This is a genomic window from Kribbella aluminosa (assembly GCF_017876295.1).
Classification (GTDB): Bacteria; Actinomycetota; Actinomycetes; order Propionibacteriales; family Kribbellaceae; genus Kribbella; species Kribbella aluminosa.
In genome coordinates this window covers 892,047-916,682 of record NZ_JAGINT010000002.1, presented here as the reverse complement: position 1 = coordinate 916,682, position 24,636 = coordinate 892,047, and the positions used below count along the sequence as shown (strand labels likewise).

Below are 24,636 nucleotides of genomic sequence, written 5' to 3'. Positions count from 1 at the left end.
TCAGTAACTCTAACGGCTCGACGCCCCCACCCCAACCGCCGCCCATCAGCACTTTGTGCACCCACCGATCATTTTTCGGGCGCCCGCCTGGTCGGTGGGTGCACAAAGATGGATTCGGCGAGCCGTTGACCGGGGGCGGGGTGGGGATTAGGGTCCGGGGAAATCGATTTCTTCTGTAGTTCCGTCCGCCTGAGGAGACCCTGATGCGGAAGCGATGGTTGCTTGTCGTCCCTGCTCTGATCGCGGCATCGCTGGTGCCAGCGGACCGGGCGACTCCGGCGCAGGCCGCGGCCGTACCGTCGCCGGTCGACCGGGTCGCGAAGCTCACCGGGCCGCAGTCGATCAACGACACCGAGGCGCGGTTCGGGTTGAAGGCGACCGACCTCGGCATCCTCTGGGACAACGGGTCCGGCGAGATCCTGACCGCGTTCGGCGACAGCTACGGCAGCGGCTGGACCGGGCCGGGCGGCGGCGCCGGCGACCAGGCCACGATCGACTGGCGGTGCAACCTGCTGCTCCGCAGTACGGACCACACCCTGAGCGACGGGATGTCGTTCGACTCGGCCGCCGAGGACCGGCCGGGGCATGCCAAGGAGTTCCTGCCCTGCAAGAAGATCGACCGCGACGAGCACACGGTGATCCCGACCGCGGGCATCTCGGTCGGGAAACGCCAGTACGTGCAGTACATGTCGGTCAACTACTGGGGTCCGCCCGGCAGCTGGTTCACGAACTACTCCGGCTTCGCGTACTCCGACGACAACGGCGAGACCTGGACCAAGGACCCGGGCGCCCGCTGGCAGAACACCAAGGCCTGGGACGACAACTTCCAGATGACGGCGCTGGCCAAGGACAAGGGCTACGTCTACATGATCGGTACGCCGAACGGCCGCTTCGGCAGCGCGCACCTCGCCAGGGTCCCCGAGCAGCAGGTGCTGCAGAAGAAGGCGTGGCGCTACTGGGACGGGCGGACGTGGTCCCCGCAGGAGAGCGCCGCCGTACCGATCGCGGCCGGTCCGATCGGCGAGGTCTCAGTGCAGTGGAACGCGTACACCGGCAAGTGGCTGATGATGTACCTCGACGAGCACCGCGCCTCGATCGTGCTGCGCTCGGCCACCGACCTCACCGGCCCGTGGAGCGGCGAGCAGGTCGTTGTCAAAGGCACCGATTACCCCGGGCTGTACGGATCCTTCATGCATCCGTGGTCGCAGGGTCCTGACCTGTACTTCACGATGGCGCAATGGGATCCGTACAACGTGTTCCTGATGCACACCAAGCTCACCGACGACGGCCGGACGACCAACCTGGTCAGCGATCCCGGCTTCGAGGCGCAGACCAGCGGTACGCCGTCCGCGCCCTGGCAGCTGAGCGGCACCGGTGGCATCGACCGCAGCAACCTCGGGCACAGCGGCACCAACAACGCGTTCGTCCGCGACTCGATCGGAACGCATCAGCTCCAGCAGACGGTCGCCGTGCGCCCCAATCACCGGTACCGGCTGTCCGCCTGGGTCCGCACCGCCGAGAACAACTCCGAGACGATGCTCGGCGTCCGGACCCTGCGCGGCCGGACGATCGCGCAGCAGACCGGCGGCGCACATCCGCAGTACACGCAGGTCAGCGTCGACTTCGACTCCGGCCGGGAATCGCTGATCCAGCTGTACGCCGGCTTCTTCGGGCACAGCCAGGACGTCTGGCTGCAACTCGACGACGTGGTCCTGGAGGAGATCCGATGAGGCGGATCGTGCTGGTCCTGGCACTGATCGCAAGCGTGCTGGCGATCCCCACGACGGCTAACGCGGCCACTGGGCAGCTGTTGCGTAACGACACCGGCCTGTACCCACGAGCCATCCGACTCGAACACAGTGGCGCGGCCAACGGGAGGATCCTCGCGAGCGTGGTGACCTTCGTCGGCAACGCGGACGGCATCGGTGCGATCTACGAGAGCACCGACAGCGGTAAGAGCTTCCGTCAGGTCGGCACGATCGCCGATCCGCAGGCTTCCGCAGGTCGAGGACTGTGCTGCGCGACCCTGTTCGAGCTACCGCGAGCGATCGGCGGGCTCCCGGCCGGCACGCTGCTCTGGGCCGCCTCGGTCGGTCAGTCGGCACGGCCCATGGCGCTGCGGATCTGGAAGAGCAACGACGTCGGCCGCACGTGGAGCTACCTGTCCAACTGCGCGACGACAACGAGCACCAAAGGACTCTGGGAACCCGAGTTCTCCGTGGCCGCGGACGGTCACCTCGTGTGCCACTACTCCGACGAGACCGATCCGGCGCACAGCCAGAAGCTGATGGAGGTCCGCAGTACCGACGGCGTCACCTGGACCGACCCGACCGCGACCGTCTCCAGCCCGGCCTTCGGGCACCGGCCCGGCATGCCGATCGTACGACGGCTGCCGGGCGGGACGTACGTGATGTCGTACGAGATCTGCGGTCTCGGCGGCCAGTACGACTGCGCCGCGTACACCCGCCGGTCGAAGGACGGCTGGCACTGGGGCGCAGCCTCCGACCTCGGTTCCCGGGTGCGGACCGTCGACGGCAAGTACTTCACCCACGCCCCGACCATCGCCTTGGCACCGAACGGCAAGCTGCTCCTGATCGGCCAGATCCTCCAGAACGCCGACGGCTCGGTGGCCGCCGACAACGGACGGGCGATCTTCGCCAACGTCGGGACCGCGAACGGCGACTGGTACGAGCTGCCCGCACCGGTCGCGGTCAACAACCCGTACAACAACTACTGCCCGAACTACAGCTCCCCGCTGGTCGTCTCACCCGACGGCACCAGCGTCCTGGAGCTCGCGACCGACTACGACGGCCCGGCCTGCAAGACGTACTTCGCGACCGGCCCGATCGGCAAACGAGGCCGGCCGAGCTAGCCCGCGCGGCGTCGCCGGCGAGGGCGTTTCGTACGGCGGCGGACCGGGCGGCGCGGGCCCACCAGGCGGGGGCCGGCCAGGCGGTCCTCCAGGCGGCGGGCCTCGCGGCGGATCGGCTGGGCGACGTACTCGCCGAGGATCAGCCCGGAGGCCAGCGCGACGCCGATGGCCACCGCGGTGGCCAGGCTGACGATGCCGAAGATGTTGCTGCGCGCCATCAGCTCGTACAGGCCGCGGTAGATGGTGAGGCCGGGCAGCAGCGGGATCGAGCCGGACACCACCACGACCAGCGGCGGTACGCCGGTGCGGCGGCCGAGCGAGTAGCTGCCGATCCCGACCACGAACGCCGCGACCGCCGTCGACCACGCCGGACCGAACTCGGCGCGGCTCATCAGCGTGAACACCAGCGACCCGAGCGCGCCCATGACCGCGATCGGCAGCAGCGCGCGCAGCGGTGCGTACGACGCGAACGCGAACGCGACCGCCATCACCGCGCCGGAGATCACCATCAACGGCAGGTTCGCCAGCTGGATCGTCTGCGCCTCGACCCCGACGCTGAGCCCGAACCGGACGCCGAGCGCGAGTCCGAGGGAGACACCCGCGATGATCCCGCCGGTGAGCAGCATCGCCTCGAGGCTCCGGGCCGCCGCGGTCACGTAGTACCCGGTGATCGCGTCCTGGACAGCACCGGTGAGGGCGATCCCGGCCAGCAGCATGATGATGCCCGCGGCAACGACCAGCGACGGTTTGACCGGCGCGTGGACGGCGTACAGCACCAGCGCGACCGCGGTCGCGACGAACGCCCCGGCCACCTGCTGGTAGAACGCGGGCAGCCGCTGCCGGTTGAACCAGCGGTTGTTCACCTCGATGACGATCGCGGTCAGCACCGCCACCAGCGTGATCAGCCAGCCGCCGCCGAGCAGCAGCGTCGCGCCGCCGGCCATCACGCCCCACGCGAGCACCGCACTCCACCGCGGGTACGGCGGTCCCGCGGACGTCAGCCGGGCCAGCTCGCGGGACGCCTCCTCGCGGTTAAGGTCGCCGCGCGCGAACCGCCGTACCAGCCGGTCGACGTCGGTCAGCCGGGAGAAGTCCTGCGACCGGTACCGGACCAGCCGGATGTGGGTCTCGGGCGCGACGTCCGGTGCCTCCTGGTACGAGACGGCCATCGAGGTGAAGGTGATGTCGACCTCGCACCCGCGCAGGCCGCCGGCCGCGGCGACGCCGAGGATCGTCGCGGTCGCGTCCGCCGTACCGGCGCCGCTGGACAGCAGCACCTCACCGACCCGCAACGCCAGGTCGATGGTGGCGTAGACCTCCCGCTGCTCGTCAGGCTCCATCGAGAAGTCTGTGCGCCATCGCGAGGTCGGTGATCAGGATGTTCACCCAGCCGCCGAGCAGGGCGGCGCGGATCGCAGAGTACTTGCGCTCGCCGCCGGCCACACCGATCCGGCGCGGCACCGCCAGCAGCTCCTTCGCGGTCACCCCGATCACCCGTTGGTCGAACGTCGAGCGCACCAGCTTCCCCTCTTCGTCGAAGAACCGGAAACACACGTCCCCGACGGCACCGAGCCGGCGCAGCTCGTCCTGGTCGGCCTCCGCGACCGCGTTCCCACTGCGTTGCAGCAGCGGCGAGGGCTCGAGGCTGCCGATCCCGACCAGGGCGTCGGTGAGCTGTCCCCAGGTGCCCAGAACGTCCCGGACCGACACGTCGTTCATCATCGCCCGGCGGACGGCGGGCGTCCCGACCAGGCCGGGGGCCGGCAGGTAGACCGGCATCCCGCCGGTCAGCTCGGCGAACCGCGCGGTCAGTCGGGTGGCCTGCATCTGTACCGCGGCGTCACCCAGACCGCCGACGATCTGCACCACCTTGTCCACCACCGGCACGCTCTTGCGCGGCATCCGGTCGACGGCGGAGATCAGCGTCTCGCTCCAGGACGAGATCCCGACCACGTGCCCGCCGGTGAGCGTCATGTCCAGGTACGCCGCCGCGCCCGAGCCGAGCGCGGGCAGCACCTCGTCACCGACGCCGATCGTGTCCACGACGACCGCGTCGCGCAGCCCGTACCGGCCCTGCAGCTCGTCCTCGAGGTCGCTGTGCACGCCGCTCGGCATGGTCACCACGGTGTGCACGATGCCGACCTCGACGGCCTGCTTGAGCATCCGGGAGACCCGCGCCTGGGACAGGTTCAGCTCGGCGGCGATCTGCGGTTGCCGGATGCCCTTCTCGTGGTACATCCGGGCCACCTTCGCCAGCAGCCGCAGCTCGTCCAGTCCCGGCCGGCGCACCGCGCGGTTGCTGTTCACCGACACCCCTCTCACAACGATCAAACTGGACTATAAGCAGATGTAGACCCTCGGCGCGCCACCAGCGTCAGGCAATGGACTGTCCGGCGTGTCCCGTTTCCCGGTCGCGACCACCGAGCCGTCCCGCGGATCGACGATCGTGTAGCTCAGCGGCACGGTCTCGTCGAACACCATCACCTGGCCGCCGTTCTCTCGGTACACGATCAGGCCGCCGTCCGCCGTACTCAACGCCCGGCCGGAGATGACACGGGTCCAGTCCGGCGTCATGTCGGTGGTCGGGAGTCCGCTCAGGATCTTGCCGAGCATCCCGACGTACGTCGAACCCTCGAAGCCGATCGCCTCCCGCCAGCCCGCTCCGGGGGCGAGGAAGTACTCGGAATGGCCTGGCTCGTCCGGGTGCAGCCGCCACTGCCACAGGCTGCCGGCGCCGTAGACGACGCCCATCGTGCCGCCCGCGCACAGGTTGCTCCACGCCTCGTGACCCTGCCACCAGCCCTCGGCCACGCCGGTCCGGCCGGTGTGCTCGTACGTCGGCTCGCCGTTCGCGACGGCCTTGACCGGGTGGTTGCGCCACATGTCGGCGACTCGCTCCGGGACGTGTTCGCCGGTGTGGCCGGTCTGGCACCACTGGAAGTCGAGCCAGTCGGCGTCCTGGTGGGCGGCTGGACGGATGTGCGGGCGGTAGTGGATGCCGGTCGGCTGCTGGTAGCAGTCCAATGCGTGCACCTCCGCCCCACCCGCTGCGATCTGCAGCTCGGTGCCGGCCCCGTCCGCGCCGACCAGGTAGATCGCCGGCTGAGCGCCGTACCTCGCGACGAGGTACCGGCAGTACTTCGCGTACTCGTCCGCCGGCACCACCGTCCCGGCGACGTCCAGGCCCTTCCACCCGAAGCCCTGGAAGACGGGCTGCAACACCGGGACGAGGCCGTGGTCGACGAGGATCCTGAGCAGCTCGTCGAGGTACTGGAAGTACTCGACGTTCAGCTGGTTGAGGTGCCCGTCCGGAAGGTCCTCGAAGCCGACGGCGAATCCTTCGTCCTGGGTGCGGTCGCGCGGACCAACCGCCCGCATGTCCGGTTGCACCGTCATCAGCAAGACCGCGTTGAACCCTTTGGACCGGCGGTCGGCGGCGTACTCGCGTACCTGGTCGGGAGTCGCACGCCAGGGCAGCGCCCATGCGGTGTCCGCCACCAGCACCGCCGGCGTCCCGTCGGCGTGCACGAGACTGCGCCCGCCGGGTGACATCCGCCAGAACCCATGCGCATAGAACGGGTTCCCCTCATCCACAGCCGCGGGTCGGACGTCGAACTCGCCCGACTCCGCGCCGCTCACCCACCGCCACCGACCAGCCACCGGCGCCGCAAACCGAACCTTCCGCACCACGGCGTCGGCCGCTCCCACCGCACCGCCGTCCCCTCCCGCCGCACTCCCGTCCCCTCCCGCCGCACTCCCGTCGTAGAACGTGGGACGGCGGAGGGTGCGGCCGGTTTCGTGTTCGAAGTCGACCCAGTCGGAGGTGGCGGGTAGTTCGAGCTGTCGCCAGACGGATGAGATGGACATGACACTCCTGAGGTGCTGGTTGCCGTTAAGCTGATGAGGTAAGAACCACACGTGCTCTGGGGTCGGTGAAATTCCGAGCCGGCGGTGACAGTCCGCGACCCGTGACTTCGCAAGAAGGAGCGGTTGACCTGGTGGAACTCCGGGACCGACGGTGAAAGTCCGGATGGGAAGATGCACGTGGCAGCCGCACGTCCCCGACAACGGGTCGTGAGGCTTGTCGTTGCCCCGGAGTGCTGGTGATCACACTGCCGAGAGGACAGCGACCGTGAACACCCTCACCAGCCTTGACACCATCCAACGCGCCGTCGCGGAGATCGCGAGCGGACGACCCGTCGTGGTCGTCGACGACGAGGATCGTGAGAACGAAGGCGACCTGACCTTCGCCGCGAGCCTCGCCACTCCCGAACTGATGGCCCTGCTCGTCCGCCACACCAGCGGATACGTCTGCGCACCCACCACGTCCGAGATCCTGGACCGGCTCGAACTCCCGCTGATGGTCCCGGACAACCAGGACAGCCTGCGGACGGCGTACACCGTCTCCGTGGACGCGGCGACCGGTGTCGGTACCGGCATCTCCGCCGCGGACCGGGCGCGGACCGTCCGGGTCCTGGCCGATCCCGCGGCGCAGCGCACGGACCTGATCCGGCCCGGTCACATCCTGCCGTTGCGCGCCGTCGACGGCGGGGTCCGGCAGCGGCCCGGTCATACCGAGGCCACTGTCGAGCTCGTCCGGCTGGCCGGCCTCCCACCGGTCGGCGTGATCGGCGAGCTCATGAACGACGACGGCACACTGATGACCGGCACCGACCTCCGCACCTTCGCCACCACCCACGACTTCGCCCTCATCTCCATCCGCGACCTCATCACCCACCTCGACGCCTGACCCTCGTTGCGTCCGAAGATCTGTGGGTTGTCGACCACAGATCTTCGGACGTAAGGGATTAGTGGAGGAGTTTGCGGGCGGCGGTGGCGATGCCCTCGGGGGACAGGCCGTAGCGGTCCAGGAGGTAGCCGGCCGATCCCGTGGGGGCGAACTCGGGGATCCCGAGGATCGTCACCCGGGCCGGATGATGCTGTACGACGGTCTCGGCGACCGCACCGCCGAGACCGCCGCTGGACACCGCCTCCTCGGCGGTCACGATGCCGGCCGTCTCCCGTGCAGCCGCGACCACGGCGTCGGTATCGAGCGGCTTCACCGTCGGCATCGACAGCACCCGCGCCGAGATCCCCTCCGCGGCGAGCAGTTCGGCGGCGGCCAGCGCACGCCACAGCACGGTCCCGTTGCTGATCACGGTCACGTCGTTGCCCTCGCGGACCGTGATCGCCTTGCCGAGCTCGAAGGTGTAGTCCTCGGAGTACACCTTCGGCACGCTCATCCGGCTGACCCGGATGAACACCGGCCCTTCCGACGCAGCCGCCCAGCGGAGCGCGGCCGCGGTCTCGATCGGGTCCGCCGGGACGATGATCCTGATCCCGGCGATCGCCCGCAGCCAGGCGATGTCCTCGATCGAGTGGTGTGTCGGCCCGAGTTCGCCGTACGCGACCCCGGGGCTCATCCCGCAGAGCTTGACGTTGGTGTTCGAGTACGCGACGTCGGCCTTGATCTGCTCCAGCGCGCGGCCGGTGAGGAAGCAGGACGCCGCCGACACGAACGGGATCCGGCCGCCGTTGGCCAGCCCGGACGCGACGCCGACCATGTCCTGCTCGGCGATCCCGACGTTGATCAGCCGGTCCGGGAACGCCTTCCGGAAGCTGTTCAGCTTGCTGGATCCGACCGAGTCGTTGACGACACCAACGATCCGGTGATCGGCCTCGGCCAGTTGGGCGAGCGTCTCGACGTACGCGTCCCGGCAGTCGTAGCGCGGCTGATCCGCGATCGAAGGCGTCTCGACGAGTGTCATACCAGCTCCCTCCGGGGACTCTCGAGCTCCCGCAACGCCTGCTGGAACTCGGCGGCGTCCGGCACCCGGTGGTGCCAGGCGACGTTGTTGCTCATGAACGAGATCGGGTGCCCCTTGTGCGTGTGCGCGATCACGAACGTCGGCTTGCCCGGCCGGAACGGGACCGCGGACAGTACGTCGAGCAGCTCGCCGTGGTCGTGCCCGTTCACCTCGACGACCGCGAACCCGAACGCGGCCGCCTTCTCCGGCAGCGGGTCGAGGTCGTTCGTCTCCTTGGTGGTCGCGCCCTGCTGCAGCCGGTTCCGGTCGACGATCACGGTCAGCCGGTCCAGCTGGTACTGCGAGGCCGCCATCATCGCCTCCCAGTTCGAGCCTTCCTGCAGCTCGCCGTCCCCGGCGAGGACGTACGTACGCCGCAGTGAGACGTCGAGCTTCGCCGACAGGGCATGCCCGACGGCGATCGGCAGGCCGTGTCCGAGCGGGCCTGTGTTCGCCTCGACGCCGGCCACCTTGTTCCGGTTCGGGTGCCCGTTCAGGGCGGACAGCGGCTTGAGGAACGTCGCGAGCTCCTCGACCGGCAGGAACCCGAACGCGGCCAGCGTGGTGTAGAGCGCGCCCGCGACATGGCCCTTGCTCAGGATGAAGCGGTCCCGCTCGGGGTCGTTCACGGTGTCCGGCGAGATGTCGAGCACGGCGCCGTACAGCGTGGCCAGGATGTCGATCGCGGAGAAGTCGCCGCCGATGTGCCCGGCGCCGGCGTGGTGGACGAGCTTGAGGTCCTGGATCCGGATCTGCTTGGCGGCCTCGGCGATGTGCCCGATCTGCTCGGCGCGACTGCTGTGGATCGGCAGCCGCCCGAGCACCGGCAGCGTCGCATGCTCGGCTGTCAGCGTCATACGATCTCCGCCATCGAACTCAGCAGGACCTTCTGGATCAGCTTCTGCGCCGCGAGGGCGTCGTGCGACGCCTGGGCGGCCGCCAGCGCGTCGTCGTCGAGTACGTCGAGCGCGCGGTGGATCGCCTTCAGGAAGGTGATCGCCTGCTTCGCGGCCTGCACGCTGTCCTCGCGGAACGGGAACTGGTCGAGCTGCCAGACACCGTCCCAGTTGTTCTTCCGCAGCGTGTGGAAGAACTCGAACGTCTCCACCAGGTGCACCGAGCCGACCACCATGTCGTCGTCCCAGCCGCGCAGGTTGTCGTTCACGTCGATCGCGAACAGCCGGCCGTAGTCGATCGCCAGCTGCGCCGCGTCGGCGGGCGTCTCCAGGCCGTACAGCGAGTGCCCGAAGTCGAGCAGGATGCCCAGGTTCGGCAGGCCGATCTTCTCGATGCCGAGCAGGGTCCGGGCGACGTTCGGGAAGATGATCTTCACCCGCGGCTCGCGCGGCTTGTACTCGATCACGAAGTTGATGTCGGGGTGCGCCGACACCAGCTCCTTCAGCCCGTCCAGGGCCAGGTTCCAGATGTCGTGGTAGTTCACCTGGAACGGGTAGTCCCAGCCGTCCTGGCCCGGCCACAGCTTCACGTACGAGCAGCCAAGGTCCTTCGCCAGTTCGGTTGCCTGGTGCAACAGCTCCAGAGCCTGCTTGCGTACGGCGGGGTCCGGGTTGGTGAACGATCCCTTGACGAAGTCCTTCGTGTAGATCTCCGGCGTGATCGCGATCGCCTTCAGGTTGTTCCGCTGCAGTGCGGCCTTCACGTCGTCGAGCGTCCCGTCGTACCCGGCGAACGGCCAGTTCAGGTCGACGACGGACAGGTCGCCGACGGCGCCGGCGCGGTCGATCTGCTCGAGCAGGCCGACCGGGTCGCCGTACCCGTCCGTCGCGTAGCGGTCCTTGTACGTCGCGAAGTGCCAGATGCCCGCTCCGAAGACCGGCATGTCAGTCATGTTCTCCTCCATAGGTGATCAACCCTTGAGTGAGCCGGCGGTCAGTCCGCCGACGATCCAGCGCTGCAGCAGGGTGTAGGCGATCAGGATCGGGACCACGGCGATCAGGATGCCTGCCGCGAGGCCGGTGTTGTTGTTGGCGAACTGGCCCTGGAAGTTCAGCAGGCCGACCGGGATGGTCTTGTGCGCGTCGGAGTTCAGCAGGATCAGCGCGAACAGGAACTCGTTCCAGGTGGCGACCGCGTCCAGGATCGCGACCGTGACCAGGGCCGGCACCGACAGCGGCAGGATCATCGTGAAGAACACCCGCCAGTCGCCGGCGCCGTCCACCTTCGCGGCCTCGATGATCTCGTCCGGGATCTGCCGGAAGAACGACTGCAGGACCAGCACCTCGAACGGGATGCCGAACGCCAGGTACGGCCCGATCAGCCCGAAGATGCTGTCGGTCATACCGGCCGAGCGCATCATGATGAAGACCGGGACGATCGTGATGTAGATCGGGATGGTCAGCCCGAGGAACACCGTGAACATCACGGTCCGGCGGAACTTCATCCGGAGTTTGGCCAGCGCGAAGCCGAGCATCGCCGACACCAGCACACCGAGCGGGACCTTGATGATCGCGAGGATCGCGCTGTTGCGGTACGTGGTGGCGAAGTTGCCGATGCCCCACGCGTCGGAGAAGTTCTTCCAGGTGAAGTCCGCGGGCCAGGACAGCGGGCCGTTGCCGATGAAGTCGGACAGCGGACGTACGGCGGTGATCACCAGGAGCGCGAGTGGTGAGATCCAGAAGAGGGCTATCACCGCCAGCACCAGCGTCATCACCAGACCTCGGCGCCCCTTGGGCCCAGGACTGTCCGATCGGGTGGTTTCCAGCGGCAGGTCCACCGGGGCTTGGACTGTGAGGGTCATGAGGCCTCCCTGGTCTGGGAGCGGACGTAGGGGATGCCTACTGCGATGGCCACCAGCGTGATGACCACGGCGATCGCGGTGCCGTAGCCGGCCTGGTAGTACTGGAACACGTTGAAGTACATCCAGGTCCCCATCACCTGGGTCGACGTACCGGGGCCGCCGTACGTCATCGCGTAGATCAGGTCGAAGACCTTGAACGAGTCGATCAGCGACAGCGCCAGCACGATGTAGTGCGCGGGTCGCAGGCTGGGCATCGTGATGTGCCAGAACTGCTGCCATTTCGTCGCGCCGTCGACGGTCGCGGCCTCGTACAGCTCGTTCGGGATGCCCTGCAGCGCGGCCAGGTAGAGCAGCATCGGAAAGCCGGTACGCAGCCAGATGGCCGGCACCATCACCGCCCACAGCGCGGTCGAGTCCTGCCCGAGCCACGCCTGCGCCAGCCCGTCCAGCCCGATCGCCCGCAGCGCCGAGTTGATCGCGCCGTACTGCGGGTTGTAGAGCCAGCCCCAGATACTCGCGATCGACACCAGCGGCAGCACGGCCGGCGTGTAGAAGACCAGCCGGAGGATCGGCTTGCCGCGGACCTTCCCGTTCAGCGCGATTGCCAGCAGCAGGCCGATCGCGGTCGGGACCGCGATCGTGACCACGGTCCAGATCAGGTTGTTCTTGACCGCGGTCACCACGACCGGGTCGTGCGGCAGCTTGAAGTAGTTGCTCAGGCCAACGAACTTGTACGACGCGCTCAGCCCGTCCCAGTTGGTCAGGCTGAACCACAACGACGACAACGCCGGGTACACCAGGAACGCGACGTACACCCCCAGGGCGGGGATGGCGAACAACCAGGGCGACCAACGGCCACCGCGTTTGAGTGCGACTGTGCCGGCCATGCGCTCAGCTCTTCGCCCACGCGGAGACGATGTCCTGCATCTTCTTCGCCGCGTCCGGTGCCACCGATCCCTGCAGCAGATCGCTCTGCACGCTGAAGTACTGGTCGGCCTGCTTCTTCGGGAACGCCTGGTCCTGGATCGTGTAGAACGGGTTGCTGCCGTACTTCTGCGACCACTCGGCCGACAACGGCAGCGCCTTCGGATCCGGCTCGGCGCCCTTGACCGTCGACGCGCTGATCTGCATCGCCTTCTGGGTCGCGGGCTGCACGATGAAGTCGAGCAGCGCGGCGGCCTTGTCGGCGTTACCGGTCTTGGCGTTGATCATGTAGCCCTCGACGAAGCCCGAGTGCCGCGCGGGCTTCTGGCCGGTCGGCAGCTCGAAGTTGCCGAACGCGGACGGGCTCTTCTTCGCGTTCAGGATCGCGGCCGCCTCGGTCCACGGCCCGGTGATCGTGTACGCCGTCTTGCCCTGGACGTACCCGGGCTCGATGTCGGCAGGGTCGAGGCCGAGGGCGCCCTGCGGCAACCACTTCTTGTCCTGCCACTTCTTGAACAACGTGAACGCCTCGACCACCTCGGGCCGGTCCCAGCTCTCGGCACCGGTCAGCAGCTTGTCGTGCAGCGCAGGTCCGGCGGTGTGCTCGAGCAGGTACTCGAACAGCCGCATGATGTCCCAGCCGTACTTCCCACCGAGCCCGCAGGGTGTGACACCGACAGCCACCAGTTTGTCGTTCACGGCCTCGAGTTCGGCGTACGTCGTCGGCGCTGCACTCACACCGGCCTTGGCGAACAGCGACTTGTTGTACCAGGCACCGATCCCGAGGGACACGAACGGCACCCCGGACTTCACGCCGTCGAACGTCATCCCACCGATCGCCGCGGTGTTGATCTTCGAGTCCCAGCCGTACTTGGAGTAGTACGGCGTCAGGTCGAGGGCCTGCTTCGCCTTCGCGAACGGACTGCCGATCTGACCGCCCCAGATCCGCCAGATGTCCGGGCCCTTGCCACCGAGCAGCTCCGTCCGCAGCTTGTCCGGGTAGACCGCGGCCCCCGAGCCCGGCAGGCTGTCCACCGTCGTGGTGGTGCCGTTCTGCGCGTCGAACTTCTTGATCTGCGCCTTCAGCAGGCCGATGGTCTCGTCACCCTCGTAGGTGAACAGGCGCAGGTCGTTCGACGCCGACTGCGTGGCTCCCCCGCCGGTCGACGTACCACCGCCGGTGCAGGCGGACAGACCGGCGCCGAGTGCGGCGGCGGACGTGAGACCGAGGAACCCCCGGCGGCTGAAGCTGTTCATGATGTGCTCCTTGTACGGGCGAAGCGGCGGATCTTGGCGAACATGTCCTCCAGCAGGAACCGGACGTCGACCTGCTCGCAGACGTGGATGGGGTTGTCGGTCCCGGGCAGGTACCAGCCGTCGACGCCGAACCGCGGCGCGGGCTGGACCCGCATGTCCCCACTCCGGGGATAGAGCATCAGCGCGATCGCGGGCGAGTCCCCGAGCGACCGCGACTCGATCGGCTCCCCGTGGTACGTCGCGTTCCACTCGACCAACTGCTCGATCAGGTACTTCCCGAGCGGGCCGGCGTCGCCGATCTTCTCCTCGAGCTCGGCGTAGCTCACCGAGACCTTCGTATACACGTCGCTCGGCACCTGCCAGACGGTCATCCCGGAGCCGAACACCACGTTCGCCGCGTGGATGTCGTTGGACAGGTTGAACTCGATCCCCGGGTAGGTGCCGTAGCCGCGGTAACCGCGGCCGCCGATCCAGATCACGACAACGTCCCGGTGCACGAGCTCCGGGTCGAGCAGGATCGCCGACGCCAGGTCGGTGAGCGGACCGAGGAACGACACGAACAGCGGGTCGTCCTGCGAGGCCAGCTTGGACTCCTCGATGATCAGCTGCGCGCCGGGCGAGTCGAGTGGGGTCTGCTCGTCCGGGATGCCGGTGGTCGCACCGTTCGCGACGGTGACCTTGCCGGTCAGGTCCATCAGGTCCAGCAGCAGGTCGATCTCCTTGCGGGACTCCTCCATGCTGCGGTCCGACCGGCGGGTGCCGAAGTGCGCGGGAATCAGCCCGCGGACGTCGAAGGTCGGCGACAACAGTCCGTGCACGATCGCGAACTGGTCGTCGGCCTCGTTCTTTGCATCGGTGTTGATGATCACCCGGCGTCTACTCGGCTTCACCCTGACCTCATCTCTGACTAGATATTCAGTAGTGCATAAGCTGTCGCCTTGAGTGTCGCCACGGCGCTAGAGTCCCGTCAAGACCTCAGTTGAAACTTGGAGGGCCGATGGTCCAGGCGGTACTCGCGGTCGACCAGGGCACAACCAACTCGAAAGCCGCCCTGGTCACCGCCGACGGCACGGTCCTCGCCACCGGTTCGCACCCCGTCGGGATCTCCACCCCGCACCCGGGCTGGGTAGAACAGGACGCCGAAAACATCTGGCTGAGCGTCCTGAAAGCAACAACCACCTGCCTGAACGCCGCCGCTGGCGGCGGGGGTGCGGCGGGCGGTGGGGTTGAGGTCGTGGGGATTGCGTTGTCCACGCAACGCGAGTCCGTGGTGGGGTGGGATCACTCCGGGAATCCCGTCGGTCCAGTGCTGGGATGGCAGGACGCGCGGACCAGTAGTTGGTGTGCCCAACTACCTGTCGCGGTCGACGAGCTGGTACGTCGGCGTACCGGGCTCCGCGTCGACGCGATGTTCTCCGCCCCCAAGATGCGGTGGTTGCTCGACCGCTCCGACGCGTACGTCGGCACCGTCGACTCCTGGCTGATCCATCGGCTGACCGGTTGCCGGGAGCACCTGACCGAGGCCGGCAACGCATCCCGCACCCTGCTGTACGACCTGACAGCCTTGGACTGGTCAGCAGAACTACTGGACGCATTCGGGATCCCACGGGCGGCACTTCCAGAGGTACGGCGGTCGGACGCGGGCTTCGGGCATACGAAGGACGTGCCAGGACTACCCGACGGCATCCCGATCGTCGCGGTGCTGGCCGACTCGCACGCCGCGATGTACGGCCAGGGCTGCACGCTGGCCGGCATGGTCAAAGCGACGTACGGCACCGGATCGTCGGTGATGACACCGATCACGGACTTCGCGCCGGACGGCTGCACCCTCGCCTGGCTGACCGACCGGCCCGGCTACGCACTGGAAGGCAACATCGTCTCCTCCGGCGCCGCGCTCGCCTGGACCGCCGACCTGCTCGGCCTCCCGGACGTCGGTGCGCTGATGCACCTCGCAGCGACCGTCCCGGCAGCCGACGGCGTCGTACTGGTACCGGCCTTCGCCGGGCTCGGCGCACCGCACTGGGACCGGGAGGCCCGCGCCGCGCTGACCGGGATGAGCAGCTCCACCACCCGCGCCCACATCGCGCGCGCCGCCGTCGACGCGGTCGCGCACCAGATCTGCGACATCACCGACACGATTCCCGGCGGACTCACCACCCTGCGCGCCGACGGCGGCGCCACAGTCTCGGACCTGCTCATGCAGACCCAGGCGGATCTGCTCGGCCGCCCGGTCGAGGCTGCCGACGTACCGGAGATCTCCGCCCTCGGCGTGGCCGAACTGGCCTGGTCCACCCTCGACGCGCACACTACGAGATCGACCTCGGTGTCGTCTCGCGGCAGTGGCTCGAGGACGCCCTGGGCCGCGCGACGAACGTTCCGCACCTTCGAACCCGTCGCGGCTGATCGCGCCCGGCGCCGGGACGAGTGGGCCGCGGCGGTGGCCGCCGTACGCGTCAGACCCGCTTGATCCACAGCAGCCCTGCCTGACCACAACCGCGCCGAGCGGACCCCCACCTCTGATGGGTTGACGTCTGAGCTGCAGGCTTTGCGACCCGGATCATGGGCGTAAACCCGGCATCTCGGACGCCCACCCACGAAAATGCGCGGCTGGAGATCGCTTTCCGGAACAGGTTGACTGGGCCTTTACGCCCACCTATGGTTGCGGTCAGAATCTTGGAAAGCCCTTTCCGAGCGTGAAGGGCCGGACGCGAGAGGCAAGACTGTGAACGAGCGACGCATCGGCATCGTGATGAACGGCGTCACCGGCCGGATGGGCCTGCGCCAGCACCTCGAGCGTTCCGTCGTGGCGATCCGCGAGCAGGGCGGGCTGCCGGCCGCGGACGGCACGATGATCATCCCGGAGCCGATCCTGGTCGGCCGGAACGAGCTGAAGCTGCGGCAGATCGCCGAGCAGTACGGGCTGGAGCGCTGGACCACCGACCTCGCCGAGGCGCTGGCCGAGCCGGACGTCGAGATCTACTTCGACTCCCAGCTCACCCAGCTGCGCGAGAAGGGCGTCCGCGCCGCGGTCGAGGCCGGCAAGGCGATCTACTGCGAGAAGCCGATCGCGGAGAGCCTGGACGCGGCCGTCGACCTGGCCAAGCTGGTCGTCGGGTCCGGGCTGAAGAACGGCGTGGTGATGGACAAGCTGTCGCTGCCCGGCCTGCGGAAGCTGAAGCGGCTGGTCGACGGCGGGTTCTTCGGCCGGATCCTGTCGGTGCGCGGCGAGTTCGGGTACTGGGTCTTCGAGGGCGACTGGCAGGAGGCGCAGCGGCCGTCCTGGAACTACAAGTCCGAAGAGGGCGGCGGCATCATCCTGGACATGTTCTGCCACTGGCGGTACGTGCTCGACCAGACGTTCGGCGAGGTCAAGTCGGTGTACTGCCAGGGCGCGACGCACATCCCGACCCGGGTCGACGAGAGCGGCAACGAGTACGCCGCGACCGCGGACGATGCGGCGTACGGCGTGTTCGAACTGGAGGGCGGGATCGTCGCGCAGCTGAACTCGTCGTGGGCGACCCGGGTGTTCCGGGACGAGCTCGTCGAGTTCCACGTCGACGGGACCGAGGGGTCCGCGGTCGCCGGCCTGCGGAACTGCCGCGCCCAGCACCGCTCGGCGACGCCGAAGCCGGTCTGGAACCCGGACATCCCGGCCACCGAGAAGTTCCGCGACCAGTGGGCGACGGTGCCGGACAACGAACCGATGGACAACGGCTTCAAGGTCCAGTGGGAGATGTTCCTGCGCCACGTGGTCGACGACGCACCCTTCAGCTGGGACTTCGTCGAAGCCGCCAAGGGCGTCCAACTCGCCGAACTCGGCCTCAAGTCCTGGCACGAGGGCCGCAAACTCGAGGTCCCCGCCCTCGACCTGAAGGCGAACTGATGCAACTGAAGCTGCCTGCCGATGGTGGGTTGCAGACCTACCAGCTGACCGGCGAACCGGTTACTCAGGGCATCTATGCGCCGGCGCGGTCGCGGTTGGCGTTTGCGGCGGCTCATGTGGTCGCGGATCCGTTGGGGGACAACTCGCCGGGGGCGCCGGCGGTGGTGGACTGGGAGCACACGCTGGAGTTCCGGCGGCATCTGTGGTCGCTGGGGTTGTCGGTCGCGGAGGCGATGGACACCGCGCAGCGCGGGATGGGCCTCGACTGGAAGGCCACCCAGGAACTGATCCGCCGCTCGGCGGCTGAAGCTCCGGACGGCCGGATCGCCGTCGGCGTTGGCACGGACCAGCTCCCCACCACAGGCCGGCCAGCCTCCGGCTCCGGCTCCGGCTCCGGCTCCGGCTCCGGGTCCAGCTCCGGGTCCGGGTCCGGCTCCGGCTCCGGCTCCGGCTCCGGTGGGGCCTACTCGCTCGATGCGGTCATCGCTGCCTACGAGGAGCAGCTTGCCGTCGCCGAGGACGTCGGCGCACAGCCGATCATGATGGCCAGCCGGGCGTTGTGCGCGGCGGCCGAATCACCGGACGACTACCGCAAGGTGTACGACCGCCTGCTCACCCAGTCCACCAAGCCGGTGATCCTGCACTGGCTCGGCCCGATGTTCGACCCGGCGCTGGAAGGGTACTGGGGCAGCGGATCGTTCGACGCGGCTGCCGCATCCGTCGTGGAGCTGATCAACGACAACGTGGAAAAGGTCGACGGGATCAAGATCTCGTTGCTCGATGCGGACAAAGAAGTTGCTCTGCGCAACAGTCTGCCCGGCGGCGTGCGGCTGTACACGGGTGACGACTTCAACTACCCGGAGCTGATCCGCGGGGACGGCGAGCGGCACAGCGACGCACTCCTGGGCATCTTCGCAGCGATCGCCCCGGCAGCAGCAGCCGCGCTGAGCGCCCTGGACTCCGGCGATCTGGAGACCTACGAGCGCGTGTTCGCCCCCACGGTTCCGCTCGCCCGGCAGATCTTCTCCGCGCCCACGTACTACTACAAGACGGGCATCGCGTTCCTCGCCTGGCTGAACGGGTTCCAGCCGGGGTTCACGATGGTGGGCGGGCTCCAGACGGGACGGTCGTTGCCGCATCTGGCGGACACGTTCCGGCTCGCGGATCAGGCCGGCGTACTGACGAATCCGGAGCTCGCCGTCGACCGGTTCCGGCAGCTGCTGCGGGTCAGCGGGGTCGACGCATGAACCGGTACAGCCTCAACCAGGCGACCACGAAGTACTGGCCGCTCGAAGACGTCGTCGGGGCGAGCGCCGCGGCCGGGCTGGAGTGGATCGGGCTGTGGCGCGAGCCGATCCAGGAGTACGGCGTCGACAAGGCGGCGAAGCTGGTCGCCGACGCCGGCCTGAAGGTCTCCTCGCTGTGCCGCAGCGGCTTCCTCACCTCGACCGACGCCGCCGAGCGGCAGGCGAAGATCGAGGACAACCGGCGCGCGATCGACGAGGCCGCGACCATCGGTACGTCGGTCCTCGTGCTCGTCAGCGGCGGCCTGCCGCCGGGATCGCGGGACCTCGACGGCGCCCGCGGGATGGTCCGCGACGGGCTCGCCGAGCTGGCGCCGTACGCCGCCGAACGCGGGGTCACGCTCGCGGTCGAGGCCCTGCACCCGATGTTCTGCTCGGACCGCTGCGTGGTGTCTTCGCTCGGCGGCGCGCTCGATCTGGCCGAGCAGTTCCCGGTCGAGCAGGTCGGCGTGATCGTGGACGCGTACCACCTGTGGTGGGACGCGGACGTCTACCGGCAGATCGCGCGGGCCGGCGCCCGGATCGCGTCGTACCAGGTCAGCGACTGGGTGGTACCGCTGCCGGCGGACACCTTGCTCGGCCGGGGCATGATGGGCGACGGCGTGATCGAGCTGCGCCGGCTGCGCGCGGCCTGCGACGCGGCCGGGTACGACGGCCCGATCGAGGTCGAGATCTTCAACCAGCAACTGTGGGACGCGCCGGGTCAGGACGTTTTCGACCTGGCGTACGCGAGGTACCAGGAACACGTCCTCTAGAAGGAGTTGCACGTATGACTGACCGGACCATTCCCGCCGACGGTATCGGGATGCACCTCTACACGATGCGAGACGTACTGGCCCAGGACTATCCGGGGACGCTGAAGCGGCTCGCCGGGATCGGGTATCGCACGGTGGGGGTGAGTGGGCGGTTCGAGCACAGTGCGGCCGAGATCCGCGGGTTCGCGGACGACGCCGGGCTCGCGATCGTGCTCGAGCACGTCGGGTACGCACGGCTGAGCGACGACTGGGCCGGTGCGCTGGCCGACGTACGAACGCTCGGCGGGCAGTGGGCCGTCGTACCGTCGATCCCTTCCGAGCTGCACTCGGTGGAGGGTTTCAAGACCGCGGCGGCCGCGTTCGTCGAGGCCGGTAAGGCGGCCCGGGACGCCGGGCTGAAGCTGCTGTTCCACAACCACGGTCACGACTTCGACGAGGCCGACGGTCGGGTGCTGTACGACATCCTGCTGGACGTCGACCCGGAGCTGCTCGGGTTCGAGCTGGACCTGTACTGGGCGGTGGACGGCGGGCACGACCCGGCGAAGCTGTTCCAGGAGCACCCGGGCCGGTTCCCGGCGCTGCACGTGAAGGACATGGCTGCGGACGGTTCGTGGGAGGACGTCGGCGCCGGCAAGCTGGACTTCGGCGCGATGTTCGCGCACGCGGAGTCCGGAGGCGTCGAGCAGTACCTGGTCGAGCACGACAAGCCCACGGACGCCTGGCAGTCGGCTGAGCGCAGCTACCGGGGTCTGACCGAGCTTCGGTACTGAAACGCCTGTGACAACAAACGCTTAACCGGGTCAGCTGTGGATACGGCTGCTCACCGCGGGTGAAATCGGCCTATTCTCGACAAGTGCAGAACGAGCCCGCGGTCCGGCTGTCCGCCGTCCGGCGCTTGTACGAGGTGAGTGCGCGGATGGGCGCCGGGCGCAGCCTTGCCGAGACGTTGCAGGCTGTCGTCGACGGTGTCGTGGACGGGCTCGGTTTCGGCATCGCCGTGCTGAATCTGCGCTACCCGGACGGCAAGTTCGAGGTGATCGCGGTAGCCGGGTCCCCGGAGGCCCGGGCCGCGCTCCTCGGCCGGGTGAGCGCGGCGGACCTGTTCGACGCGGAGTTCGCGATCGCGGACGTCTGGGGCAAGCTCCGGTTCGTGCCGCACGAGCGGCTGCCGGAGGGCGAGGTGACCGGCTGGGTGCCCGACGTACCGGTGTCCGACGCGCCCGACGCCTGGCACCCGCTGGACGCGCTGTTCGCGCCGCTGTACTCGTCCGAGGGCGAGCTGGTCGGGATGCTCTCGGTCGACCTGCCCGAGGACCAGCGGCGGCCGGGGCCGATCCACCGGGAGCTGCTGGAGATCTTCGCGACCCAGGCGGGAGTCGCGATCGACAAGGCCCGGCTGACCGATCAGCTGCTCGCCGAGAAGACCCGGCTGGAGGCCAGCGAGGCGACCTTCCGGCTGGTCTTCGAGGGCGCCGGGAACGGGATGGCCACGATCGCGTTCGACGGGCCGGACCTGGGCCGGATCCTGCGGGTGAACGACGCCTTCTGCCGGATCACCGGCTACACCGCTGACCAGTTGGTCGGCATGCGGCTGGTCAGCTTCCTGCGCGACGACGAGCCGGAACAGACCCGGACCGAGCTCGAGGAAGTTGCCGCCAGCAACGGTACGTACCGGTTCGAGCGGGTCTTCACGCAGCCGACCGGGAACGCGATCTGGCTCGGCGGTACGGCGGCGATCGTCGAGCAGGGCGCCGGGCAGCCGCGGATCCTGCTGGTGCAGATCGACGACGTCACCGCCCGCAAGGACGCCGAGCGCAAGCTCCGGCATCACGCCGCGCACGACCCGCTCACCGGCCTGCCGAACCGGCGGCTCCTGCAGCAGCGGTTCGTGAAGGTGCTGGAGCAGACCCGGTTCACCGGCCGCCCCGGCGCGCTGCTGTTCTGCGACCTCAACCATTTCAAGCTGGTCAACGACAGCTACGGGCACGAGGCCGGCGACCACGCGCTGCGCGAGATCGCCACCCGGCTCAGTACGGCGGTCCGGCACGGCGACACCGTGGCGCGGCTCGGCGGCGACGAGTTCGCCGTACTCGCCGAGGACATCACCGGCGACGACCTCAACACGCTCATCACCCGCCTCGAGGACGCAGTCAGCCGGCCGCTGCCGAACATCGACATCCAAGTCACCACCAGCGTCGGCACCGTCCCGATCACGCCCACCACCAGCGACCTCGACACACTCCTGCACGAGGCCGACCAGGCGATGTACCTCGCGAAGAAAAGCCGCTCGTAGCAGTGTTCAGGTCGAGGGCCGCGGCCTCAGGGTGAGCACCCCGTCGTGAGCAGTCCGGAAGTTCTCGGCGAAGTCGCCGGGGAGGTAGGCCCACGGGACCGGTGTGGGCCCACCTCCGATCTGTTGGAAGACCGACGCGGCCGCCGCCGGGTCTCCGTCGAGGTCGCAAATGCGACGACCGCCGCGGCCACCAGCGCCGTCAGAATCCAGAGCTAGGGGCATTTGATCCAGTACGCCCCGTTTGCACCTTTTGGCATGTAGGAAACGGTCAACGGCTGATGGGGGAATGAGATGCGCACAGTGATGAGCGGTCCGGCGCGGGTCGCCTATGCACAGATCTACGTGGAGAGCGGGGCGGACTGGGCTGACCTCGTTGAGTGCTTCGCCGGGCAGCGGAACGGGCTGTGCGGGGCAGCGGTGCCAGGGACGTTGTTCCTGATCACCGGACTGCACACCCGGGAGGTCGGGTTCACCGTCGAGGTCCACGACACGATGCCGCCGGTGGAGTACGACGCGGAGGACGTCGTCGAGGCGGCGTACCGTCCGATCGGAGCCGCTCAGCTGGTCAGTTGGGGTGGTGGCGGGTCATGGGCGCTCGACCTCGAACCGGGGCTGGACTATCGGGTGCGGTACTCCGGATGGGGAATGGACGCCGGCCACCAGTCCGGCCCACCGATGGACGGCGAGTCGTCGCCCGACCGGTACCTCCTGCAGTTCTGGCCGGCCCGGCCGGCGCCCGAGCGTGTCGTGAAGCAGACGAGTCGGCAGGCGGCGTACTGGCACAAGTCGGCCCGCGAGTTCCCGACACCGGCGGAACTGGCCGAACGGAAACGGGAGCAAGCCCACCAGGCCGAGGAACAACGCCTCGCCGAACACAAGGCCGCCTGGGGCGGAACCCTCCCCACCGAACGCCTCGAGAGCACCGCATACGCCCGCGAGCTGTGCGCGCTGGACCGCTCCTTGGTGGACCTGCTCGAGCAGACCGATCCACAGACCTTGCGCTCGATCGCCCGCTGGGCGGCGCGCCGCGCGTGCGAGGAGGCCGGGTACGGCGGCAAGGAACGGGTCGCCGCCGTACTCGACCGGATGGACCGTGGCGCCGACTGGTTCGAGACACTCAACGGCCCTCGACGCCCCGACGAGCCGGCGGCACCCACGACCCGCGCGCTCGTGCTCCAGGCTTACGGATGGTTCGCCGGGCGGGACGCCTTCGACAACACCGTCACGCTGGTGACAGCCACGTTCAACGATGACTCGTTCCAGGCAGCGGTCGAGACCGTCTGGGTCGCGACCACGCCGTTCGCCGACAAGCACCAGCTGCTCGCCGAGCTGCGGCGGCGGTTTCTTACGCGCCCAGGTTTGTGAGGGCTTTGTCGGTTAGGCGGTAGACGGTCCACTCGTCCTGGGGTTTGGCGCCGAGGGACTTGTAGAAGTCGATGGCGGGGGTGTTCCAGTTGAGGACGGACCACTCGAGGCGTTCGTAGTTGTTGCGGACGCATTCCTGGGCGAGGGCGGTGAGGAGCGCCTTGCCGAGGCCGGTGCCGCGGGTTTCCGGGCGGACGAACAGGTCCTCGAGGTAGATGCCGTGTACGCCGCGCCACGTGGAGAAGCTGAGGAACCAGATCGCGCAGCCGACGACCTGGCCCTCGTGTTCCGCGACGTGGCAGAAGGCGGCCGGCTGGTCGCCGAAGAGCGCGGTCCGGAGCTGGTCCTCGGTCAGGTGGCACTCCTCCGGCGCCCGCTCGTACTCGGCCAGCGCGTACACCAACTCCACCAGCGCCGGTACGTCGTCCGGGCGCGCCCGGCGGATCCGCTCGTCGATCTGCATGCGCCCTATCCTGCCGCGCCGGTCAGACCGCGTCGCCGCCCGGCACCTTCGAGAGCGTCCGGCGGATGGGCTCGGCGGAGTCGATCCGCCCGAGCTCCCGGTCGACAGGTCCGAGACGTCACTGCGGTCCGGCTCCCAGTTCTCCGGGCGGTTGCTCGCCAAGGCATCACGTCAGCTCACACCCCGAGGCCGCCGTCCACGCGGAGTACGGCGCCGGTGACGTACGAGGCGCGATCGCTGAGCAGCCAGGCGGCGGCTTCGGCGACCTCGGCGGGGTCGGCGCCGCGGCCGATCGGGGCCTGGGCGATCAGCGCGTCGATCACGCCGGGTTGCGCGCGGTCCCAGTCCTGCAGCATCTCGGTCAGCGTGGTGCCAGGCGCGATCGCGTTCACCCGGATGTTCTCAGCGGCGTACGTGATCGCGGCGGACTCCGTCAGGCTGTTCACGGCCCGCTTCAGCGCGCCGTACGCCGGAAGCGCCGGGTTGCCCGCGAAGCTGCCGACGCTCGAGGTGTTGACGATGCTCCCGTGGCCGCTGGTGGCGCGGATCGCGGTGACCTCGGCGACCATCGCGGACCAGACGCCGCGGAGGTTCACGGCGTACACCTGGTCGAACTCCTGCCGGCTGAGCCCGTCCATCGGGCCGGGTTGCTGGCCGACTGCGCCGTTGTTGAACGCGGCGTCCAGGCGGCCGTACTCCGCCACCGTCCGGTCCACGGCGGCGCTGATCGCGTCCGGGTCGGCCAGGTCGCAGACGACGTACCGGGCGTCGAGTTCCTTGGCGACGGCGGCGATCTCGGACTCGGTGCGGGCGGCGAGCATCACCTGCGCGCCCTCGGCGACGAACAGCCGGGCGGCGGCCGCGCCGATCCCGCGTCCGGCGCCGAGGATGAAGATGACCTTGTTGTCGAGAAGTTTGTTCATGCCTTCGAGCCTTGGCTGCCCGCGGACCGGTA

Annotated in this window: 22 protein-coding genes and 1 riboswitch; of the genes, 10 read left to right on the top strand and 12 right to left on the bottom strand. The window is 68.7% G+C overall.

Translation table 11 applies throughout. From position 1 onward, the window contains the following. Positions 1 to 203: 203 nt before the first annotated feature. Together JOF29_RS25840 and JOF29_RS25835 are read left to right on the top strand one after the other, a co-directional pair. Entirely contained in the window at positions 204 to 1,730 is a 1,527-nt protein-coding gene (locus JOF29_RS25840) for a DUF5005 domain-containing protein (RefSeq protein ID WP_209697044.1), read from the top strand. Continuing rightward, on the top strand, positions 1,727 to 2,872 hold the full coding sequence (locus JOF29_RS25835; RefSeq protein ID WP_209697043.1) for a sialidase family protein: 1,146 nt from the start codon (positions 1,727 to 1,729) through the stop codon (positions 2,870 to 2,872). Before JOF29_RS25840 ends, JOF29_RS25835 begins: the two co-directional genes overlap by 4 nt. Here JOF29_RS25835 and JOF29_RS25830 read toward each other — a convergent pair. Genes JOF29_RS25830 through JOF29_RS25820 form a run of 3 tightly spaced genes read right to left on the bottom strand, consistent with a single transcriptional unit; the run spans position 2,869 to position 6,739 of the window. Beyond that, complete coding sequence (locus JOF29_RS25830) at positions 2,869 to 4,212, bottom strand: threonine/serine exporter family protein (RefSeq protein WP_209697042.1); 1,344 nt, start codon at positions 4,210 to 4,212, stop codon at positions 2,869 to 2,871. The two genes, JOF29_RS25835 and JOF29_RS25830, sit on opposite strands and share 4 nt — an antisense overlap. Further along, entirely contained in the window at positions 4,202 to 5,179 is a 978-nt protein-coding gene (locus tag JOF29_RS25825; RefSeq protein ID WP_209697041.1) for a sugar-binding transcriptional regulator, read from the bottom strand. The genes JOF29_RS25830 and JOF29_RS25825 overlap by 11 nt, the downstream gene beginning before the upstream one ends. A gap of 30 nt (positions 5,180 to 5,209) precedes the next feature. Then, positions 5,210 to 6,739, bottom strand: coding sequence for a glycoside hydrolase family 140 protein (locus JOF29_RS25820; protein ID WP_209697040.1), 1,530 nt, complete (start codon positions 6,737 to 6,739; stop codon positions 5,210 to 5,212). Positions 6,740 to 6,786: 47 nt separating this feature from the next. Further along, a riboswitch (FMN riboswitch) is annotated at positions 6,787 to 6,920 on the top strand. 84 nt (positions 6,921 to 7,004) lie between these two features. Between JOF29_RS25820 and ribB the strand changes: the two genes are divergently transcribed. Continuing rightward, the gene (ribB, locus tag JOF29_RS25815) at positions 7,005 to 7,622 is read left to right on the top strand and encodes a 3,4-dihydroxy-2-butanone-4-phosphate synthase (protein ID WP_209697039.1); all 618 of its coding nucleotides are present in this window, start codon (positions 7,005 to 7,007) and stop codon (positions 7,620 to 7,622) included. A 58-nt stretch (positions 7,623 to 7,680) separates the two neighbouring features. On the opposite strand, the gene JOF29_RS25810 is transcribed toward ribB, so the two are convergent. From JOF29_RS25810 to JOF29_RS25780, 7 genes are read right to left on the bottom strand one after another with little or no spacing between them, the layout of a single operon-like run. Next, positions 7,681 to 8,640: a transketolase family protein gene (locus tag JOF29_RS25810; protein WP_209697038.1), complete on the bottom strand. Its 960-nt coding sequence runs from the start codon at positions 8,638 to 8,640 to the stop codon at positions 7,681 to 7,683. Then, positions 8,637 to 9,536: a transketolase gene (locus tag JOF29_RS25805; RefSeq protein WP_209697037.1), complete on the bottom strand. Its 900-nt coding sequence runs from the start codon at positions 9,534 to 9,536 to the stop codon at positions 8,637 to 8,639. Before JOF29_RS25805 ends, JOF29_RS25810 begins: the two co-directional genes overlap by 4 nt. Further along, positions 9,533 to 10,528: a sugar phosphate isomerase/epimerase family protein gene (locus tag JOF29_RS25800; RefSeq protein ID WP_209697036.1), complete on the bottom strand. Its 996-nt coding sequence runs from the start codon at positions 10,526 to 10,528 to the stop codon at positions 9,533 to 9,535. Before JOF29_RS25800 ends, JOF29_RS25805 begins: the two co-directional genes overlap by 4 nt. 18 nt (positions 10,529 to 10,546) lie before the next feature. After that, on the bottom strand, positions 10,547 to 11,437 hold the full coding sequence (locus JOF29_RS25795; RefSeq protein WP_209697035.1) for a carbohydrate ABC transporter permease: 891 nt from the start codon (positions 11,435 to 11,437) through the stop codon (positions 10,547 to 10,549). Beyond that, the gene (locus tag JOF29_RS25790) at positions 11,434 to 12,324 is read right to left on the bottom strand and encodes a carbohydrate ABC transporter permease (protein ID WP_209697034.1); all 891 of its coding nucleotides are present in this window, start codon (positions 12,322 to 12,324) and stop codon (positions 11,434 to 11,436) included. The genes JOF29_RS25795 and JOF29_RS25790 overlap by 4 nt, the downstream gene beginning before the upstream one ends. A gap of 4 nt (positions 12,325 to 12,328) precedes the next feature. Continuing rightward, complete coding sequence (locus JOF29_RS25785) at positions 12,329 to 13,618, bottom strand: ABC transporter substrate-binding protein (RefSeq protein ID WP_209697033.1); 1,290 nt, start codon at positions 13,616 to 13,618, stop codon at positions 12,329 to 12,331. After that, complete coding sequence (locus tag JOF29_RS25780) at positions 13,615 to 14,508, bottom strand: nucleoside hydrolase (RefSeq protein ID WP_209697032.1); 894 nt, start codon at positions 14,506 to 14,508, stop codon at positions 13,615 to 13,617. The genes JOF29_RS25785 and JOF29_RS25780 overlap by 4 nt, the downstream gene beginning before the upstream one ends. A gap of 107 nt (positions 14,509 to 14,615) precedes the next feature. Here JOF29_RS25780 and JOF29_RS25775 point away from each other — a divergent pair, with 107 nt between their 5' ends. The 7 genes from JOF29_RS25775 to JOF29_RS25745 all read left to right on the top strand — a co-directional run bounded on the left by JOF29_RS25775 (position 14,616) and on the right by JOF29_RS25745 (position 23,218). Then, a complete protein-coding gene (locus JOF29_RS25775) occupies positions 14,616 to 16,085 on the top strand; it encodes an FGGY family carbohydrate kinase (RefSeq protein ID WP_209697031.1) in 1,470 nt (489 codons plus the stop codon). 255 nt (positions 16,086 to 16,340) lie between these two features. Then, a complete protein-coding gene (locus tag JOF29_RS25770) occupies positions 16,341 to 17,501 on the top strand; it encodes a Gfo/Idh/MocA family protein (RefSeq protein WP_209697030.1) in 1,161 nt (386 codons plus the stop codon). After that, a complete protein-coding gene (locus JOF29_RS25765) occupies positions 17,501 to 18,748 on the top strand; it encodes a dihydrodipicolinate synthase family protein (RefSeq protein ID WP_209697029.1) in 1,248 nt (415 codons plus the stop codon). The genes JOF29_RS25770 and JOF29_RS25765 overlap by 1 nt, the downstream gene beginning before the upstream one ends. After that, a complete protein-coding gene (locus JOF29_RS25760) occupies positions 18,745 to 19,560 on the top strand; it encodes a sugar phosphate isomerase/epimerase family protein (RefSeq protein ID WP_209697028.1) in 816 nt (271 codons plus the stop codon). Before JOF29_RS25765 ends, JOF29_RS25760 begins: the two co-directional genes overlap by 4 nt. Before the next feature lie 14 nt (positions 19,561 to 19,574). After that, positions 19,575 to 20,330, top strand: coding sequence for a sugar phosphate isomerase/epimerase family protein (locus JOF29_RS25755; RefSeq protein WP_209697027.1), 756 nt, complete (start codon positions 19,575 to 19,577; stop codon positions 20,328 to 20,330). Between the two features lie 83 nt (positions 20,331 to 20,413). Beyond that, positions 20,414 to 21,853, top strand: coding sequence for a diguanylate cyclase domain-containing protein (locus tag JOF29_RS25750; protein WP_209697026.1), 1,440 nt, complete (start codon positions 20,414 to 20,416; stop codon positions 21,851 to 21,853). A 291-nt stretch (positions 21,854 to 22,144) separates the two neighbouring features. After that, positions 22,145 to 23,218, top strand: coding sequence for a hypothetical protein (locus JOF29_RS25745; RefSeq protein WP_209697025.1), 1,074 nt, complete (start codon positions 22,145 to 22,147; stop codon positions 23,216 to 23,218). Here the strand turns inward: JOF29_RS25745 and JOF29_RS25740 are convergent. After that, complete coding sequence (locus JOF29_RS25740) at positions 23,199 to 23,681, bottom strand: GNAT family N-acetyltransferase (protein ID WP_209697024.1); 483 nt, start codon at positions 23,679 to 23,681, stop codon at positions 23,199 to 23,201. The genes JOF29_RS25745 and JOF29_RS25740 overlap by 20 nt on opposite strands. A gap of 176 nt (positions 23,682 to 23,857) precedes the next feature. Continuing rightward, on the bottom strand, positions 23,858 to 24,604 hold the full coding sequence (locus JOF29_RS25735) for an SDR family NAD(P)-dependent oxidoreductase (RefSeq protein WP_209697023.1): 747 nt from the start codon (positions 24,602 to 24,604) through the stop codon (positions 23,858 to 23,860). Positions 24,605 to 24,636 lie beyond the last annotated feature (32 nt).

Excerpts from the sequence above, each read along its gene's own strand:
- JOF29_RS25840 (WP_209697044.1), top strand. The coding sequence starts at position 204 with ATGCGGAAGCGATGGTTGCTTGTCGTCCCTGCTCTGATCGCGGCATCG.
- JOF29_RS25835 (WP_209697043.1), top strand. The coding sequence starts at position 1,727 with ATGAGGCGGATCGTGCTGGTCCTGGCACTGATCGCAAGCGTGCTGGCG.
- JOF29_RS25830 (WP_209697042.1), bottom strand. The coding sequence starts at position 4,212 with ATGGAGCCTGACGAGCAGCGGGAGGTCTACGCCACCATCGACCTGGCG.
- JOF29_RS25820 (WP_209697040.1), bottom strand. The coding sequence starts at position 6,739 with ATGTCCATCTCATCCGTCTGGCGACAGCTCGAACTACCCGCCACCTCC.
- JOF29_RS25810 (WP_209697038.1), bottom strand. The coding sequence starts at position 8,640 with ATGACACTCGTCGAGACGCCTTCGATCGCGGATCAGCCGCGCTACGAC.
- JOF29_RS25805 (WP_209697037.1), bottom strand. The coding sequence starts at position 9,536 with ATGACGCTGACAGCCGAGCATGCGACGCTGCCGGTGCTCGGGCGGCTG.
- JOF29_RS25800 (WP_209697036.1), bottom strand. The coding sequence starts at position 10,528 with ATGACTGACATGCCGGTCTTCGGAGCGGGCATCTGGCACTTCGCGACG.
- JOF29_RS25795 (WP_209697035.1), bottom strand. The coding sequence starts at position 11,437 with ATGACCCTCACAGTCCAAGCCCCGGTGGACCTGCCGCTGGAAACCACC.
- JOF29_RS25790 (WP_209697034.1), bottom strand. The coding sequence starts at position 12,324 with ATGGCCGGCACAGTCGCACTCAAACGCGGTGGCCGTTGGTCGCCCTGG.
- JOF29_RS25785 (WP_209697033.1), bottom strand. The coding sequence starts at position 13,618 with ATGAACAGCTTCAGCCGCCGGGGGTTCCTCGGTCTCACGTCCGCCGCC.
- JOF29_RS25775 (WP_209697031.1), top strand. The coding sequence starts at position 14,616 with ATGGTCCAGGCGGTACTCGCGGTCGACCAGGGCACAACCAACTCGAAA.
- JOF29_RS25765 (WP_209697029.1), top strand. The coding sequence starts at position 17,501 with ATGCAACTGAAGCTGCCTGCCGATGGTGGGTTGCAGACCTACCAGCTG.
- JOF29_RS25760 (WP_209697028.1), top strand. The coding sequence starts at position 18,745 with ATGAACCGGTACAGCCTCAACCAGGCGACCACGAAGTACTGGCCGCTC.
- JOF29_RS25755 (WP_209697027.1), top strand. The coding sequence starts at position 19,575 with ATGACTGACCGGACCATTCCCGCCGACGGTATCGGGATGCACCTCTAC.
- JOF29_RS25745 (WP_209697025.1), top strand. The coding sequence starts at position 22,145 with ATGCGCACAGTGATGAGCGGTCCGGCGCGGGTCGCCTATGCACAGATC.
- JOF29_RS25740 (WP_209697024.1), bottom strand. The coding sequence starts at position 23,681 with ATGCAGATCGACGAGCGGATCCGCCGGGCGCGCCCGGACGACGTACCG.
- JOF29_RS25735 (WP_209697023.1), bottom strand. The coding sequence starts at position 24,604 with ATGAACAAACTTCTCGACAACAAGGTCATCTTCATCCTCGGCGCCGGA.